This window comes from Bacteroidales bacterium, assembly GCA_031276035.1.
Taxonomy (GTDB): domain Bacteria; phylum Bacteroidota; class Bacteroidia; order Bacteroidales; family BM520; genus RGIG7150.
On sequence record JAISNV010000043.1, the window covers coordinates 50,842 to 69,464 of the forward strand.

Genomic DNA, 18,623 nt, shown 5'->3' on the forward strand with positions numbered 1-18,623 from the left:
CTTAATCAATATTAATGAAGCAGATACGAAATTTAAAAATTCTTGAAAACAAAAAACTTGATGATGTATATTTTATCTTAAAATGTACGTCTGATGAATACTTGCCGGAAATGAAACCCGGTCAGTTTGCTTCGATTAAGGTTGAACGCAATCCGGATGTTTTTCTACGCCGGCCTTTTTCTATTCACGATTATAATAAAAGTGACAATACTGTTTCTTTTCTAATTAAAGTTGTAGGAAAAGGAACTAAAGAACTATCGCTTCTAAAAATAGGAAATACAATTAATATTATGCTTCCGCTCGGAAACGGTTTTAATTTCGATTCGAAAATTAAAACTTTAATCATCGGCGGCGGTTGTGGAATTGCTCCTATTTATTTTCTTGCAAAAACTTTGAAAAATGAAAATGCTGATTTCGATATTTTAATCGGCGGAAGAACGAGCAATGACTTACTTCGCTACGAAGACATAAATCAACTTTCCAGATCTTACTGCTCAACTGAAGATGGTTCCTTTGGCGAAACCGGCCTCATTACTCAACATACTTGCATGACGAAAATGATATCGGATTATAAAAAAATTCACTGCTGCGGTCCGGAAAATATGATGAAAGCGATTGCCAAAATTGCTAAAGAAAATAATATCGACTGTGAGGTTTCCCTCGAAAATACTATGGCTTGTGGATTTGGAGTTTGCCTTTGCTGCGTTACCGATACGGTTCACGGGCATGAATGTGTTTGTACAAAAGGTCCGGTTTTTAACACAAAAGAATTGAAATGGTAAATCTTGAAGTAAATATCGGTAAATTACAATTAAAAAATCCAATTCTAACCGCTTCCGGAACTTTTGGTTATGGTTATGAGTTTGAAGATTTTTTTGATATTTCGCAACTTGGCGGAATTATTGTAAAAGCAACTACTGCCGAGCATCGCGAAGGAAATTCTTACCCGAGGATGGCGGAAACTTCTCATGGAATGCTTAATGCAGTCGGATTACAAAATAAAGGAATTAATTATTTCGTAGAAAATATTTACCCTAAACTTAAGAAGATAAACACCAATATTATAGCAAACGTTTCCGGTTCGACAATCGAGTCCTGCGTTGAAGTTGCCGAAAGAATGAACGAACTTGATCATATTACGGCAATCGAACTTAACATTTCATGTCCGAATGTTAAAGAAGGTGGAATGGCTTTCGGTACAAGTACTTGCGATTCTTATAATATAACTTCCGCTGTTCGAAAAGTTTATCAAAAACAACTGATTGTAAAACTTTCTCCCAATGTTACTAATATTGCCGAAATTGCCAAATCGGTAGAAAGTGCCGGTGCCGATTCTGTGTCACTTGTAAATACTTTCTTAGCAATGGCTATAGACATAAAAACCCGGAAACCAATTTTATCTACAATTACCGGCGGATTATCCGGCCCTGCAATAAAACCGATTGCGTTGAGAATGGTTTGGCAAGTGTATAAAGCAATTAAAATCCCTATCATCGGTCTTGGCGGAATAATGAATTCAGATGATGCCGTTGAATTTTTCTTAGCCGGAGCAAGCGCAATACAGGTCGGAACTGCAAATTTCATCAATCCCAGCGTTACAATTGATATTTTAAACGGGTTAAAAGAATATTGTGAAAAACAGGGCGTTAATGATATCAGAGAACTAATTGGCGGAATGAAATAGAATGAAAGAATAAAGATTTCGAGAATTTAAAGATTATTTATTTTGCAAACTTTTATTTGTTTTGTTATAATTGAAGATTAAATCTATAAGAATAATCATTGAACTTGATATCTGAAATACAAAATTTCAAACTAAACGAAAGCTGTCAACAAAAACACAGAATCTTAAAATTTAAATTTTTAATCGAATTTATATAGCTTATACATAAGGCGTTGCAAACCTATCAATATCTTCTGCCGTAATTTTATTTTCGCAAAGTATAATTAATCTCTCAACAACATTTCTTAATTCTCTGACATTACCGCGCCAGTAAATCGATTTTAATTTTTCCAATGCTTCATCTGTAAACTCTAATGGCAGCTTACCCATTCTGGCGCTTATTTCATCCAAAAAATATTGAGCAAGTAACGGAATATCATCTACTCTATTTCTTAATGGCGGAACATGAATAAGAATTACAGATATTCTATGATATAAATCTTCTCTGAAATTACCTTTTTCAATCTCAGCACGTAAGTTTTTATTGGTAGCGGCAATAATTCTAACATTAACAGGTATTTCTTTTTCCCCGCCAACACGCGTAATTTTATTTTCCTGCAAAACTCTTAATACCTTAGCTTGTGCGGATAAGCTCATATCACCAATCTCATCAAGAAATAAAGTTCCGCCGTCAGCTAATTCGAAATCGCCTTTACGAGTTTTTATTGCCGATGTAAATGAGCCTTTCTCATGCCCGAACAATTGACTTTCAATCAATTCGGAAGGAATTGCAGCACAATTGACTTCTATAAAGGGAAATTTATATCTTGAACTTTTTTCATGCAACTGTTGAGCAACAAGTTCCTTACCGGTACCGTTTTCGCCGGTTATTAACACGCGTGCATCCGTATCGGCCACTTTATCTATCAAACTCAATATTCCTAATATTTCCTTAGATTCACCGATAATTTGATGTTTTACTGAAATTTTTTGTTTTAAAATTTTCGTTTCGTTTAAAAGCGATGTTCTATCCAAAGCATTCTTAACGGTAATTAGCAACCTGTTTAAATCAAGTGGTTTTGCAATATAGTCATACGCACCTAGTTTAATTGCTTCTACAGCAGTTTCTATTGTTCCGTGACCGGAAATCATGACAATTGGAGTGTCGGTAATTTGTATTGCCGAATTTAGAAACTCCATTCCGTCCATGCCGGGCATTTTAATATCACAAAGAATTAAATCGAAATGATTATTCCTTACAAGTTCGATTCCCTCAATACCATCTTCTGCAATTTCAACCGAATAATCTTCATATTCAAGAATTTCCTTAATTGTTCTTCGGATACTTGCCTCATCGTCAATAATTAATATTTTAGCCTGGGTCATGATTATGAATTTATGTTTTGCAAAGATAAGTGTATTAATTGACAGTTAACAATTGAGGATTGATAATTTTTAAGTTCAGGATACGCAAGATAATTTTGAAAATTTAAAAATTATTTATCATGTAAATAGATATTGATTTAAAATACTTTAGATATAAAACCGTTGAAGCTGGAGTTTATTATTTAATCTGAAATTCTATGCCTGAAATACATTATTTCTAACTGAGCAAAAATAAACTTAATATCTTCAACTTTTCTTTCCCATAAAAAATTTAATTAAACTATGGTAATGTTTTGTCTTTTTTGCAATTTATATATAAACGCATTAAAATGAAATATTTTTCTTTACCGAAGATATTGGTCGTTGTAATAATTGGAGTTTTGATTGCAAGAAAAATTATTGTGGACACAAATACTGCTATAATTATTTCATGCGGGTTTATTGTTTTTATTATAATCGGAAGTATTTTATTTAACAAACACTTCTATAAATATAGACTATTGCATGTAATTGTAATACTTCCTTGTCTTTTAGCTGGCTTAACATTGCAGGTTACAAACAATAGTATTTTCTACAATTATGAAACAACCGAATTTCAAAAAAGCACATTATTGAAAGTTACTTCAACACCTAAATTAAAAGGGAAAAATTATCGATTTAAATGTAAAATTATCAATCATAAAAATATTCCGAATGCTTTTGTATATATCAGAAATAATGAAATTGAAGTTTTACCTAAAAGATATGATATAATTCAAACAAACAAAAAGATAAATCTTATTGAGAATAGTGAAACGAGTACTTTCGATTTCAAAAAATACTGCATTAACAACAATATTGCATATTCGATTTATATAAACAATTCGGATATAAATTTAGTTGATTTGAATAATAGGAAAACTCATTTATTTTTTGAAAAGATTCAAGAAAGTTTGGCAAATAGATTAATGTATTATTTACAGGATAGCATTTACTATTCCATTGCTGCCGCCTTAATTTTGGGATATGATCAATTGACACATGAAACTCGAAGTACTTTTTCCGCAACTGGTGCTATTCATGTTTTATGTGTTTCCGGTTTACATGTTTCAACTATTTTCATGCTGATTACTTTTTTCCTAAAACCATTAAACAATTTATATTTCAGAAGATATATAACTCCAATCATAACACTAATTCTTTTATGGGTATATGCCGCAATAACCGGATTTTCACCATCAGTTGCACGAGCATCATTTATGCTTAGTTTTATTTTAATAGGAAGGCTGATAAACAGAGATGTTATTACAATAAACGCATTATGCGGCGCTGCAATAATAATGATAATATCGAATCCCAATATTATTTACAATGTTGGATTTCAGTTGTCTTTCGGAGCGGTTTTTGGAATTATATTCTTCAATAATGAAATAAATAACAGGCTATTAAAAATTAATGAACTGACAAAGAAGATAAGATATTTTCCGACCAAACTATTAGAAAAAATATTGGGATTAATTTCAGTTTCAATATCAGTTCAAATGTTATTAGCTCCTGCATTACTGTATTATTTTAAGATTTTTCCTAATTATTTTTTATTTGCCAATATGGCAGCAATTCCATTAGCAACTATTATTCTTTATTTAGGAATATTTTTATTGATTATTTCACCAATAGAGTTTTTAGCATCCATTGTCGGTAAAGCATTATATTTCATTATAAAACTGTTACTATCAAGCATTAACTTCATTCATAATATTCCATTTTCAACATGTGAGATATCCGGATTAAAAATCAGCCAGGTATTACTATGCCTAATCTTTATCTTCATCTTTATTAATTTATTAAGATTCGGGTTATCAGCGAAAAAAATTATATACAGCTTGATAGTTATTATTATATTTATAGTTAGTTTGATAATTCAATAAAGTATATAATTAAAAAAATTGCAATATTTAAAAGCACATAATGTTAAATTTCATTTTTTTTACGAAAAACTTAACAAACATAAAAAAGATTATTATCTTTGCATATCGTATATGTGCGAATTAAGCATTGTTGACACTTTTGCACGATATTTGATAATGATAAAATCTGTTTAATTAAATTATTGCCTATTGACAAGACCCTTACAATTTTAATTTTAATTGTAAAATTTAGATGAAAGAAAGTTTTAAATTATCTGATAATGAACTCATAGCTAATTATCTAAATGGGGATATGTATAGCATGGAAATTTTAGTTAATAGGTATAAGGGAAAAGTTTACTCTTACATACTAATGATTGTTAAAGATGACGTACTTGCTGACGACATTTTTCAAGAAACTTTTATTAAGGCCATCCAAACTCTTCGCTCTGGTGTATATAAAGAAGAAGGAAAGTTTATCCAATGGATAAATCGGATTGCACATAATCTTATTATTGATAATTATAGAAAAGAGAAACGTTTAGGTACTACCGGAACAATAGATGTGGATAAATTGGCTGGGGTCAATGATTTCTTGGTAGATTCTATTGAAGACTCTCTTATTAGACGTCAACATGAAGAACAACTTGTTAAACTTCTTGATCTTCTACCGGAAGAACAAAAAGAAGTTGTAAAGTTACGCCATTACTGTGATCTCAGTTTTAAAGATATTGCCGCTCTTACTGATGTTAGTATTAATACAGCCTTAGGAAGAATGAGATACGCCATCATTAATCTCAGAAAGATTATTGAGGAGCAGAATATTACGTTGATGGAACGATAAAAAACTCTAAGTGTTGAGTTCCGATTATTCGTAGTTCATGTATCCAAAAGGAATTTATTTTTTAATAATAATATTTCTGTAGATTGAATCTCAGGATTTATACATTTTTATTTTGCAGCTACATTTTTAAAATTGGATTCTTATTTCTTTAATATTAAGATTGTGTAGTAAACATTTAATAAACTGCGATTTATAATTCGCCTCTATCTTACTTATCCTGAATTCCATTGATTAAAAAGTCTTAGACATTTATTACCCATTCATCTAATAATCACATTATCACGCAATCACATTATCACATCAAAAAAATTCCTCTTCCGAACAATTTTTGCCCCCCAATACCGTTATCAATATGTAAATTATTGTTTAACTAACCCTAATCTATGAAAAAAGATTTACTTTACTTATTATCAAATTATTACAATTTAACAAATAAATCGGAAAAGACTGATTGTTCTATGCGAAATTCTATGGAAATTCCGCTTCCAAAATCAACTCAGAAAAGGGTTGATAATATTTTAAAATACGCTAATTATCAACTGATTCTGGATAAAGCGTACAAATCTGGTTCTTATTTGCTTAATTAATATTTGTGACGGATAAAATTAAATTCTTAATTGAGTACTTCACTAAAAATATGCCCGAGCCTGAAACGGAACTCGCATATAAAGATGAGTATCAGTTAGTCGTTGCGGTTGTGCTGTCTGCTCAATGCACCGACAAACGTGTTAATATTATTACTCCTCCATTTTTTGAAAAATTTCCGAATTTCGAATCTTTAGCCTCAGCTTCGTTTGAAGAAGTATATCAACTTATAAAATCTTGTACTTATCCGAATAATAAATCGAAGAATCTAATAAAACTTGCTCAAACTGTTTGTAATGAATACGATGGCATTTTGCCTCAAACTCGTGATGAGTTGGAAAAACTTCCGGGTATAGGCAGAAAAACGGCTAATGTTGTTGCTTCAGTAGCTTTTAAAGAAGCTCGTTTTGCTGTCGACACGCACGTATTTAGAGTTGCTAATAGATTAGGTATTGTAAATGCAAAAAATCCTCTGGAAACAGAAAAACAACTAATAAAATTATTTCCCGAAGCAGTTATTCCGGATGCACATCACTGGTTACTCCTTCACGGAAGATATTGTTGTACCGCAAGAAACCCAAAATGTGAGACTTGCGGAATCTCACAAATTTGTAAAAGTTTCGAGAAAAAATAGTAAATTTGTAAAATTTTTTTCAAAAACTTGAGACATTTTGTCTTTTTCCCGATTAATAAGAAAATAACAAAACTATGGATAATAATTCAGAAAAATTAAAAGCTTTACAACTTACCCTTGACAGAATTGAGAAAGCTTACGGTAAAGGTACCGTGATGAAATTGGGTGATACAGAAATAGAAAGTGTTCCGGTGATTCCTTCTGGTTCATTAGGACTTGACATTGCACTTGGGGTAAAAGGATATCCGAAAGGCAGGATAATAGAAATTTATGGTCCGGAAGCATCTGGAAAGACCACTCTCGCTTTGCATGCTATCGCACAATCTCAGAAAAACGGCGGATTAGCTGCTTTCATTGATGCTGAACATGCTTTCGACAGATTTTATGCTCAGAAATTAGGCGTAGATATTGAAAATCTTCTGGTTTCACAACCCGATTGCGGAGAACAAGCACTTGAAATTGCCGATGCACTTATAAGATCCGGCTCTATTGATATCATAGTAATTGACTCTGTAGCAGCACTTACACCAAAAAGTGAAATTGAAGGTGAAATGGGCGAAAACAAAATCGGTTTACAAGCACGACTTATGTCGCAAGCACTTAGGAAATTAACCGCAACTATTTCAAAAACAGGTTCATGTTGCATCTTCATAAACCAATTACGCGAAAAAATCGGAGTTCTATTTGGTAGCCCTGAAACAACAACCGGCGGTAACGCTCTTAAATTCTACTCTTCAATACGTCTTGACATACGCAGGATTTCTCAAATCAAAGATGGTGAAGAAGCTATAGGAAACCGCGTAAAGGTTAAAGTTGTAAAAAACAAAGTTGCACCTCCTTTTAAAGTTGCCGAATTCGACATTCTTTTTGGAAAGGGTATTTCCAGAATAGGTGAACTTCTTGATATTGCAGTAAACTTAAATGTTGTAAAGAAAAGCGGTTCGTGGTATAGTTACGGTGATACGAAACTTGGCCAGGGTAGAGATGCAGTAGTACAGATTCTTACTGATAATCCGGAACTTGCCGCTGAAATTGAATCTAAAGTATTACAATAATTTATTGTTTAGAACTCAATTACTTTAAGATCTAAATTTAATAATTGACTCATAGGTTATTTATGAAGAAACTTTCATATATCATCTTAATATTATTAATTGCATTCGGTGCTTGTAAGAATAATAATCCGATTAAAACAAATAATACGGAGAATCAAGAAGTAAAAATCCCATGTAATGATTTACCGCTTCTTGATTCTTTGATACTTGTTGATTCTTTAAATGGAGATTTGTATTCTTGCCGCGCAGAAATCTATTTCGATAAAGGAAGATATCCAGAAGCATTATATGACATTAACAGTGCATTAATGTTAAAAGGACAAAATATTCCTGATTTATTAATGCTTTCCGATATATATTATATGCTTGGGAATTTTCAATATGCACGAACAGCCATTGCTGAAGCGGAAAAAATTGACAGTGAAGATTATACCGTATATTATGCCTATGGCAAACATAATTTCAGAACAGGAAATTTTGAATTAGCTAAAGGATATCTCGCTAAATCTATTCAAAAACATCCGTTAAATCCTCAATCTTATTTTGTATTAGGACAAATTGCCGCTTTGGAAGAAGATACTGCAAGAGCCATTACGTATTTTCAAAACGCTATCCAAGCAGATTACGAATTTAATCCGGCTTATTTACAGCTTGCGGTACTTAACATCGAACAGAATCCAGAACTTGTACCTCAATATCTTCAAAATGCTATAAGCGTAAAGGAAGACAATCCACATGCGTATTTTCTGCTTGGTGTTTATTATCAGGAAAATGAAGAATACGACAAAGCAAAAGATTGTTTCCTCAATTCATATATTTATGATAAGAAAAATAAGATGACATGCTTTAATTTAGGCTATATTTATTTAACGGAACTTATGTATTTTGATTCTGCAGCATTTTGGTTTGAAAAGACTTTAGCTCTCGATCCTGATTTTAAGGAGGCTCAACACAATTATAATTACAGTTTGGAACTTATGAAAGAAGATATTTAATAATATTCGGAGATATATGAATAAACGCAGATTAAGGAAGGCTATTTCTAGAATAAGAAAATTACCTAAAAACAAATATTTTTTTAAATATATTTCTAATAAATTCAGACATTTTTATTACCGAGTTACCAAATCCAACAAAGTTGCCTACCCTTCTACCATAATGCTCGAACTTACAAACAGATGTAATCTTGCATGCACCACTTGCCCCCGCGTTTATGCTTACGGCAAACAAATGGATCAGGGTTCAATAAAAATTGAACAGGCTAAAAAAATAATTGATGAGCTTTGGCCTTATTTAGATTCTATCGGCTTAACAGGTATGGGTGAAACTTTCTTATACAAAGATATAGAACAAATTATAGATTATATAAAATTGAAAAACAAAGGTATTATTATATCTGTTTCTACTAATGCAATGCTTCCCGATTTTCTAAATATAGTTTCTAAACTAATTGGGAAAATAGATACTATTCAAATTTCTACAGACGGATTAAATGATATTTACGAGAAGATCCGTATTAATGCAAAGTTTGAAACATTAGATACTAATCTTCGTGAACTTGTTAAACTTGCTAAGAATTCGGATACTACCTTAATGATGAATATGGTAGTAACAAAAGAAAATTATATGCAGATGGCAGCGCTTGTACAATATGCTGAGGAAATCGGCATACAATATATGGACTATACAAAATTTAATCTTGCATGTGTTACTGATATTGATGTTTCTTATTATGATTTTTATAAATCGGAAGAATTCATACATGCATTAGAGGAATTGGAAAAAATTAAAGAAACAACTAAAAACGTAACTGTCTCCAATAGAAGTTTCTACGACAAACCCTCATTTAAAAATTGTCCTTTCCCATGGAGTCACTTTTATATTTGTTGGGATGGATATATTACGCCCTGCTGCGCAAAGCCTTTTCCTAAAGAATATAACTACGGTAATGTTTTCGAAACGTCTGTTATGGATGTTTTAAATAATACGAAATTTATAGCATGGCGAAAACTATGGAGAGAAAATAAAGCTCCGGAATTCTGTGATAAATGTCATTTTATAATTTAAATGACAATATAAGCTATTGTTTTTTGAGTTATCGTTTTGAATAATTTATATATGCTACAGCAGGAACATATTCTTTAACATCCATATTCAAATCGTCTTACAATAATATTATTTTCTTTATCTACTTCTGCAACCTATATTATTAACCAAACTTTTGCGCAAATCTCTACAGACTTAAGTAGGAAAAATGATATATTAGCAACTCTTTTAAATAAAAAACGGTAGAAGGAAAAAACTGAATAATAGAAAGTAAAAATAAAATTCTACAAACATTGTTAATGATAAATAATAAAATTAACTGTAAATTTATTACACATTTGCGTCTAAATTATTTATAATTGCTCTTGTTTAAATCCAACTAACGTATTGACAATAATCACCATATGATTGCGGCACGATTTTCGATCTAATTTTATATCTTTTTTATAATGATAAATATATTCACTTGAGTCCGGAGTTAAATGTTAATATTTAATTCCGGATTTAAATTTATAAGTTATCGATGATTGATAATTAAACATTTATTCTTTTTACATTTATTTTGTATCTATCCCCATTTTTTTATAGTTTTGCGTTTAAATGGGGATGTATTACATAATCATACTTTTCCATTTTAATTTAATAATGCAATTAATAATTATCAACATCAATAAGTATGAAAAATCACATCACAATCATCTTAATCACAATTATTTTCACTTCATGTTCAACAAAAAACAAGGAGCAACAATTAAGTGTTATCTCTGATGAAACAATTATCAATACTATTAAAGTAATTAAGGATAAATATCCGAATGTAAATAACGATTTATTGACAAGGGGCGTTAAGCACACTGCAAATTTCTGGATGAATGACGACGGAACTGCTAATGATTTTCAAGAGTTCTGCAAGCACAATTTCGTTTCTAATCCGGAAAATAAAGAAATATTATTTAATAAACTTCAAAATAATTTTGAAATATTATTCGGCAATTTCAATAAAATGAGTGTTGATTTAAAACTTCCGTTGCATGTTATTGGTGACGAAATTCACTTTATTGATGAAATCTTCGGAGCTTGGGAGCCTTACGCTCATTTCACTGACGATATTTTCTCTTCCAAGATTGCTTTTATTATAACATTGAATTTTCCTTTTTATAATTTAGAAGAAAAAAATAATTTTGGAAAAGATTGGAGCAGATTAGAATGGGCTTATGCGCGTATGGGAGATGTTGTTACCTCAAGAGTTCCTGCTAACATCAGTCAAGACATTGCTGCTGCATCAACTCAGGCCGACAATTATATTTCAAATTATAATATAATAATGGGAAATCTTCGTAATGAGAATTCCGAAAAACTTTTTCCGGATGGAATGAATCTAATCACTCATTGGGGTTTGCGTGATGAACTCAAATCAAATTATTCCGATAATATTATAGGACTGGAAAAACAAAGAATTATTTATGGTGTAATGAAGCATATTATAAATCAAACAATTCCAGAACAGGTTATTAATAATGATAAATATATTTGGTATCCAATTTCAAATAAAGTTTTCAAAGACGAAAAAGAAATCACTGTAAAAGCCGAACCAAATACTCGTTACCAACAACTATTTAATCTTGCAATGGCTTATAAATCTTCCGACAAATTTAATCCTACATATCCAACTTATATTCAACGTTCTTTTGATCAATCAATGGAAGTATCTTATGATGAAATAGAAAGGATGTTCATTGACTTTATAAGCGATCCTGTTGTTGCTGAAGTTGGAAAATTGATTGAGTCTCGTTTAGGAAGAAAATTAGAACCATTTGATATTTGGTACGACGGATTTAAATCGAGAAGTAGTATATCCGAAGATGTTCTTTCTAATAAAACTCGTGAATTATATCCCAGTACTCATGCTTTTCAGCACGGACTTGAGGATATTCTTTTAAAGTTAGGCTTTACAAAAGACAAAGCAAAAGAAATATGTTCAAAAATTACTGTTGATGCTTCACGCGGCGCCGGTCATGCATGGGGAGCACAAATGCGTTCCGATAATGCGCGCCTCCGCAGCAGGATAGGATCAGATGGAATGGATTACAAAGGTTATAATATCGCAATTCATGAATTCGGACACAATGTTGAACAAACTATTTCTCTTCATGATGTTGACAACTATATCATGAATGGTGTTCCAAATACCGGATTTACAGAAGCTCTGGCGTTCATATTTCAAAAAAGAGATCTTGAACTCCTCGGTTATAATACTAATGATCCGAATAAAGATGCCATGCTAACTCTTGATATTTTCTGGGGATGTTATGAAATTATGGGTGTTTCATTGGTTGATATGCGCACATGGAAATGGTTCTACGAGAATCCGAATGCAACAGTAGAAGATTTAAAAGCAACCATCATTAAAAATGCAACTGAAATCTGGAATCAATATTACGCAAAAGTTTTGGGAGAAACTGACTCTCCTATTTTGGCCATTTATTCTCACATGATTGACGTTCCATTGTATTTACCAAATTATCCTTATGGACATATCATTGAATATCAATTAGAAAATCATATTAAGGATAAAGATTTTGCAGATGAAGTTATTAGAATATTCTCCGAAGGAAGACTGACTCCGAATATTTGGATGCAAGAAGCTGTCGGTAATAAGGTATCAACAAAGCCATTGCTTGAATCTACCAAAGCACAATACTTATTATTGAAATAATTGTTTTGGATATAAAATTGATAATACGGGTTAGATGAGTCAATTACCTATTTAATAATTTGAAAAACTTTATCAATATATTCTGATTATCGGTTTTAGTTCGTTATTATATTTTTATTTAAAATAACATTACATATTTTATGAAAGCATATTTTGCATCTGGCTGCTTTTGGGGCACCGAATATCATTTTTCAAAAGCAAAAGGGGTTATTGAAACCACTGTTGGATATATGGGCGGATATACTGAAAATCCGACATATAAAGATGTTTGCTCCGGAGCAACAGGACATATTGAAACAATTGAAGTTGTATATGACCCCGAACAAACTACATACGAAGAACTTTTAAAACTTTATTTCGAAACTCATAATTTTGAACAAGAAGGCGGGCAGGGTCCGGATATCGGGGAACAATATATTTCCGTTATTTTTTATATCAATAATACTCAAAAAGAATTAGCTGCAGAATATATTCAAATTTTACAAAAGATGGGATATTCTCCGGCAACGGAATTGAGACCTGTCGGCAGGTTTTATCCGGCAGAAGATTATCATCAAGATTATTATGAAAAGAGTAATAGTAGTCCATATTGTCATATTTATAGGAAAATTTTTAAATAGTAACTTGTTAACAATTAACAGTTAAGTATTTATAAATTTGCATGTATAATTTCGGGAAATTTTGTTATCCAGTGTATTAAATACGCACTTTAAACTCTCTAATTTTAGTTAAGTAAAAGTAATTTTTTTTACACCATTGTAAAAATTTTATACAAGAATCCAAAATGATGTATAACGTTTGATTTTAATAATCAAGCAATTAGAATCGTGGCACATTATTAGCATCTTTTTGGTCCGTATTTTAATAAATTGAGATATGCAATCATTCCTAAGAAAAATTAGAAAACTTTTTAAAACAAATATTTTAAATATCATCGGTTTATCCGTTGCATTTGCTGCTTTTATAATAATTATCATTCAGGTAAACTACGATTTCAATTATGATAAAAGTTATAAAGATGCCGACAGAATTTATCGTTTGGAAACAAGATATACTAATCCTGATGCAGAAACATTTAGCCCGCTAATATGCAGGCCTCTCGGAGAAAATATTGCACAATCTTTTTCGGAAATTGAGATTGGGACTTGTGTTACCAGTTGGAGTGATAGAGCATATTTTTCAAAAATCAATGATCAATCCAAACCAATCGCACAAAATTTTGTTTCTGTTTCCCCAACTTTTCCATATTTATTTAACCTTGAACTCGTTGAAGGAAATTTTGAAGATCTTTCCAAACCTAATCACTTGATAATTCCACAAAGTGTAGCTGAATTTTATTTTTCCGGGGAGTCTATTTACGGCAAAGAGTTATTATCAGGTTATGATAAAGATCTGTCAAACGATAATTATAACAAAATCTATACAGTTGCGGCAGTATATAAGGATCCTCCCAAAAATTCATCTCTGAAAAATATTATTTATGTAAATATAGATAATGAGTATTTGGATAATAACACTGAATGGAGCTTTAGCTATTATTACAAACTGAACCAAGGAGCTAATCCTAAGTTACTTGGAAATGAAATTGAGAATTTTATTATAAATAACTTTTACTCAAATGATAAAGAAGTAAAAGGTTCGGCAAGATTAAATAAATTATCTGATGCATATTTTTCACGGGATACTCAAGACGGAATGGAAAAAGGAAATCTATCCGTAACTATTTCTTTGCTTACAATTGCTATCCTAATCGTAGTAATTGCCATTATTAATTTCATTAATTTTTCAATGGCATCAGTACCTCTAAATATCCGTCGTATAAATACAATGAAAGTTATAGGAAGCACTAACTCTGCACTACGTATTAAACAGATTATCGATGTGATATTTCTATCCATTTTCTCATATGGAATTGCTTTATTGATTTTTTATATTATCGCAGGCACAACATTCTCATCATTGATTTCTGCTGAATTAGATTTCAAATCAAATTGGAAAATATTGATAATAAGCGGTTTCATAGCAATTATTACGGGCATTCTGGGCGGATTATATCCGGCATTCTACAGCACTTCTTTTTCTCCGGCAGTAATATTAAAAGGTTCTTTCGGATTATCTGCAAAAGGAAGAAATCTGCGTTCGTCATTAATTGCCTTTCAATATGTTATTTCCATAACTTTACTAATTGTTGCCATGTTCATATTTGTCCAGAACAGATATATGAAAAAGCATGATCTTGGTTTCAGAACAGAAAATGTTTTAACAGTACGAACATCCAATACCATTGCTAAACAGAAGGATAGTTTTCTTGATCAACTAAAAACAAATCCTAATATACTTGATATTACTTTTTCCGACGGACCAATAGTATCTTTAGGTAAGATGGGTTGGGGACAAAATTATAAAGGGGAACTAATTAATTTCAACTGTTTTCCTGTCTCAACAAATTTTCTGGATTTTTTTGATATTCCGATAGTTGAAGGCAGAGGATTCCGGGAAAGTGATAATTTGAAATCCAACGGAACAATAATATTCAATGAAGTTGCTAAACAACAATTTAATATTGAAATAGACGATAAAATTGCCGGACATCTTGATGAAGAAAATTCTGCAGATATTGTGGGAATAGTTAAAAATTTCAACTTTCAACCATTGCAATATAAAATTCAACCGATTGCCTTATATATTTTCGGAACCGACCCGTGGAGATTACAGACTTATGTATATATCAAAATAACCGGAAATGATGTAAATGGTTCAATTGATCATATCAGAAAGACATTAGCCGAATTTGATCATAATTTAACCAATGCCAATATTAATTTCATGGACAGAGGTATCGATTCATTATATCAAAAAGAAGATAATCTCGCTAAATTGATTTTGATATTCTGCTCTTTATCAGTTTTTATTTCGATAATCGGTATTTTAGGATTAATATTTTTTGAAACACAATTCAGAAAAAAGGAAATCGGAATCAGACGAGTTTTCGGTGCATCTATTGGGGAAATACTATCAATGCTTAACAAAGCCTATTTGAAAATAACATTAATTTGTTTTGTAATCTCCGTTCCGATAGCTTATTTCATAATCAAAGAATGGTTAAAGAATTTCGCATATCGCTCTCCTATTCCGTTTTGGATCTGGATAGTTGCAGTTGTGGCAATCTTTACATTAACTTCGATAATAATTACTTTACAAAGCTTGCGAACAGCAAAAGCAAATCCGGTGGATTCTATTAAAATTAACAGTTGATAATTTATATATTAATATATAAAAAATTGAATTTCAATTTTTTAATAGATATTTTTACTTGATAGTATAATTTCAGAAACATGACAAATAAATAATAAATAGATAAAAAACAATATTTTAATCTTTAAATATAAAATATCATGCAATCCTTCTTAAGACGAATTAAAAAATTCTTTACAACAAATATTTTAAATGTTATAGGATTATCAGTCGCTTTTGCAGCATTTATAATCATCACAATACAAATTAATTACGATTTTACTTTCGATAGAGGTTATAAGGATTCCGATAGAATCTATAGACTTGAAAATATCAATTCCAACACAGACCAATATAGTCCTGTAATTAACAGGCCTTTCGGAGAAATAATTATTCAAACTTTTCCTGAAATCGAATACGGCACTTGTACCGGATGGGGAGGCAGATACTACTTTGCCAAACCTGAAGATTTATCAAATGTGTTAGCTTATGGTTTTAACAGCGCCTCATATACTTTGCCTTACGTTTTCGGATTTGAACTTATTGACGGTAATTTTGAGGATTTCGCGAAACCGAACCATATAATTATACCTTTGAGTATGGCTAAACTGTTTTTTGAAGATGAACCGGCTGTGGGGAAACAATTAATAAGCGGGTATAATAAGAATCATTTATCCGAAGAAAATAACCCTAACAATTATACTGTTGCGGCGGTTTATAAAGATCTTCCGAAAAATTCCAGCATGCATAATACTGCATATATAAATATCGGTGATAATCACATAAATGACCGTTCCGAATGGAGTTTCAAATATTATTATAAATTAAATAAAGGGACGGATTCTGAGCTATTGGGGAAAAATATTGAAGATTTTTTACTGAAAACTTATTATCCCGACGAAGATCATAACGGACGGGAATTTATAAGATTACATTCTATCCGAAATATTTATTTTTCGCATGATACCCAGCATGATGGTTATGAAAAAGGTAATCTTACAATTACAATTTCATTACTAACAATTGCAGTCTTAATTGTGATAATCGCAATCATTAATTTTATTAATTTTTCAATGGCCGTTGTTCCGTTAAACATACGTCGTATCAACACAATGAAAGTTATCGGGAGTACAAATTCCGCATTGAGAATTAAACAAATTATAAACGTTATTATTCTTTCAATAATTTCTTTTGGAATTGCTTTATTGATTGTTTATATAATTTCCGGAACAACTTTTTCATCTTTGATTTCCGCAGAGTTAAATTTTGGAACAAACTGGAAAATACTGGTAATAAGCGGAGTTATTGCAATTATTACCGGAATTCTGGGCGGACTGTATCCTGCTTTCTACATAACTTCTTTTTCACCGGCAGTGGTATTAAAAGGCTCATTCGGTTTATCTGTCAAGGGAAGAAAACTGCGTTCGTCGTTAATTGCCTTTCAGTATATTATATCCATAACATTGCTTATTGTATCGATGTTTATTTTTGTACAAAATCGATTTATGAAAAAACACGATGTAGGTTTTCGTACAGAAAATATTTTAACCGTTAGAACTTCTAATGAAGTTGTAAAACAGAAAGATGCGTTTTTAAATCAATTGAAAACAAATCCGAATATACTTGATATTACTTTTTCAGACGGACCGATTATTTCGACAGGAAAAATGGGTTGGGGCCGACATTATAAAGATAATGTTGTGAATTTTAATTGTTTTCCGGTAGCAACTAATTTTTTGGACTTCTTTGGAATTGATGTTGTTGAGGGCAGAGGATTTAGGGAAAATGATGATTTGAGACAAAACGGAACAATTATTTTTAATGAGGTCGCACAGGAGAAATATGGTTTTGAAGTTGACGACAAGATTATCGGGCATCTTGATGAAGAAAATCCTGCCGATATTGTGGGAATAGTTAAAAATTTCAACTTTCAACCCTTACAATATAAAATTCAACCGATTGCATTGTATATTTTCGGGTCAGATCCTTGGCGTCTGCAAACATATACTTTCATTAAGATAACCGGCAACGATGTAAAAGGCTCCATAGATCATATTAGAAAAACTTTGTTGGAATTTGATCCTTCGTTAGCTGATGCCGGCATCAATTTTATGGATAAAGGAATTGAATCTATGTATAAAAAAGAAGATAATCTTGCTACATTGATTTTAATATTCTGCGGATTATCCGTTTTCATTTCAATAATCGGTATATTAGGGTTGATATTTTTTGAAACACAATTCAGAAAAAAAGAAATCGGAATCAGACGGGTTTTCGGTTCTTCAATTTCCGAAATATTATTGATGTTGAACAAAACATATTTGAAAATAACCTTGATTTGTTATGTAATCTCAGTTCCGATTGCTTATTACATTATTAAAGAATGGCTTAAAAATTTCGCATACCGCTCACCAATTCCGTTCTGGATTTGGTTGGTTGCTTTGGTTATAATTGTTTTACTAACCTCAACAATAATTAGTTTACAGAGTTTACGAAGTGCAAGAGCAAACCCTGTAAAATCTATTAAAACTGATAATTGATATCTAATATTCTAAAATATACGTCTGTTCTATC

Annotated in this window: 14 protein-coding genes; 13 read left to right on the plus strand and 1 reads right to left on the minus strand. The window is 31.3% G+C overall.

Translation table 11 applies throughout. From position 1 onward, the window contains the following. The first annotated feature begins 14 nt into the window (after positions 1-14). Together LBP67_10400 and LBP67_10405 are read left to right on the plus strand one after the other, a co-directional pair. A complete protein-coding gene (locus tag LBP67_10400; GenBank protein MDR2085389.1) occupies positions 15-782 on the plus strand; it encodes a dihydroorotate dehydrogenase electron transfer subunit in 768 nt (255 codons plus the stop codon). Continuing rightward, positions 776-1,684, plus strand: a complete 909-nt coding sequence (locus LBP67_10405) for a dihydroorotate dehydrogenase (protein ID MDR2085390.1) — start codon at positions 776-778, stop codon at positions 1,682-1,684. Before LBP67_10400 ends, LBP67_10405 begins: the two co-directional genes overlap by 7 nt. 198 nt (positions 1,685-1,882) lie before the next feature. Here LBP67_10405 and LBP67_10410 read toward each other — a convergent pair whose 3' ends face one another. Next, positions 1,883-3,049, minus strand: a complete 1,167-nt coding sequence (locus LBP67_10410) for a sigma-54 dependent transcriptional regulator (protein ID MDR2085391.1) — start codon at positions 3,047-3,049, stop codon at positions 1,883-1,885. 329 nt (positions 3,050-3,378) lie between these two features. Here LBP67_10410 and LBP67_10415 point away from each other — a divergent pair, with 329 nt between their 5' ends. The 11 genes from LBP67_10415 to LBP67_10465 all read left to right on the plus strand — a co-directional run bounded on the left by LBP67_10415 (position 3,379) and on the right by LBP67_10465 (position 18,589). Continuing rightward, entirely contained in the window at positions 3,379-4,956 is a 1,578-nt protein-coding gene (locus LBP67_10415; GenBank protein ID MDR2085392.1) for a ComEC/Rec2 family competence protein, read from the plus strand. A gap of 292 nt (positions 4,957-5,248) precedes the next feature. Next, a complete protein-coding gene (locus LBP67_10420) occupies positions 5,249-5,779 on the plus strand; it encodes a sigma-70 family RNA polymerase sigma factor (GenBank protein MDR2085393.1) in 531 nt (176 codons plus the stop codon). Between the two features lie 383 nt (positions 5,780-6,162). After that, the gene (locus LBP67_10425; GenBank protein ID MDR2085394.1) at positions 6,163-6,366 is read left to right on the plus strand and encodes a hypothetical protein; all 204 of its coding nucleotides are present in this window, start codon (positions 6,163-6,165) and stop codon (positions 6,364-6,366) included. Then, positions 6,366-6,998 (plus strand): endonuclease III, encoded by a 633-nt coding sequence (gene nth / locus LBP67_10430; protein MDR2085395.1) that lies wholly within the window; start codon positions 6,366-6,368, stop codon positions 6,996-6,998. The genes LBP67_10425 and nth overlap by 1 nt, the downstream gene beginning before the upstream one ends. A gap of 74 nt (positions 6,999-7,072) precedes the next feature. Continuing rightward, positions 7,073-8,053 carry a recombinase RecA gene (gene recA, locus LBP67_10435; GenBank protein ID MDR2085396.1) on the plus strand — a complete coding sequence of 327 codons (981 nt, stop codon included), beginning with the start codon at positions 7,073-7,075 and terminating at the stop codon, positions 8,051-8,053. Positions 8,054-8,115: 62 nt separating this feature from the next. Then, positions 8,116-9,048, plus strand: coding sequence for a tetratricopeptide repeat protein (locus LBP67_10440; protein MDR2085397.1), 933 nt, complete (start codon positions 8,116-8,118; stop codon positions 9,046-9,048). Positions 9,049-9,064: 16 nt separating this feature from the next. After that, positions 9,065-10,120: a radical SAM protein gene (locus tag LBP67_10445; protein ID MDR2085398.1), complete on the plus strand. Its 1,056-nt coding sequence runs from the start codon at positions 9,065-9,067 to the stop codon at positions 10,118-10,120. Between the two features lie 655 nt (positions 10,121-10,775). Next, positions 10,776-12,815 carry a hypothetical protein gene (locus LBP67_10450; GenBank protein ID MDR2085399.1) on the plus strand — a complete coding sequence of 680 codons (2,040 nt, stop codon included), beginning with the start codon at positions 10,776-10,778 and terminating at the stop codon, positions 12,813-12,815. Between the two features lie 140 nt (positions 12,816-12,955). Beyond that, complete coding sequence (gene msrA / locus LBP67_10455) at positions 12,956-13,435, plus strand: peptide-methionine (S)-S-oxide reductase MsrA (GenBank protein MDR2085400.1); 480 nt, start codon at positions 12,956-12,958, stop codon at positions 13,433-13,435. A 256-nt stretch (positions 13,436-13,691) separates the two neighbouring features. Continuing rightward, complete coding sequence (locus tag LBP67_10460) at positions 13,692-16,070, plus strand: ABC transporter permease (protein ID MDR2085401.1); 2,379 nt, start codon at positions 13,692-13,694, stop codon at positions 16,068-16,070. A gap of 140 nt (positions 16,071-16,210) precedes the next feature. Beyond that, positions 16,211-18,589, plus strand: coding sequence for an ABC transporter permease (locus LBP67_10465; GenBank protein ID MDR2085402.1), 2,379 nt, complete (start codon positions 16,211-16,213; stop codon positions 18,587-18,589). Positions 18,590-18,623 lie beyond the last annotated feature (34 nt).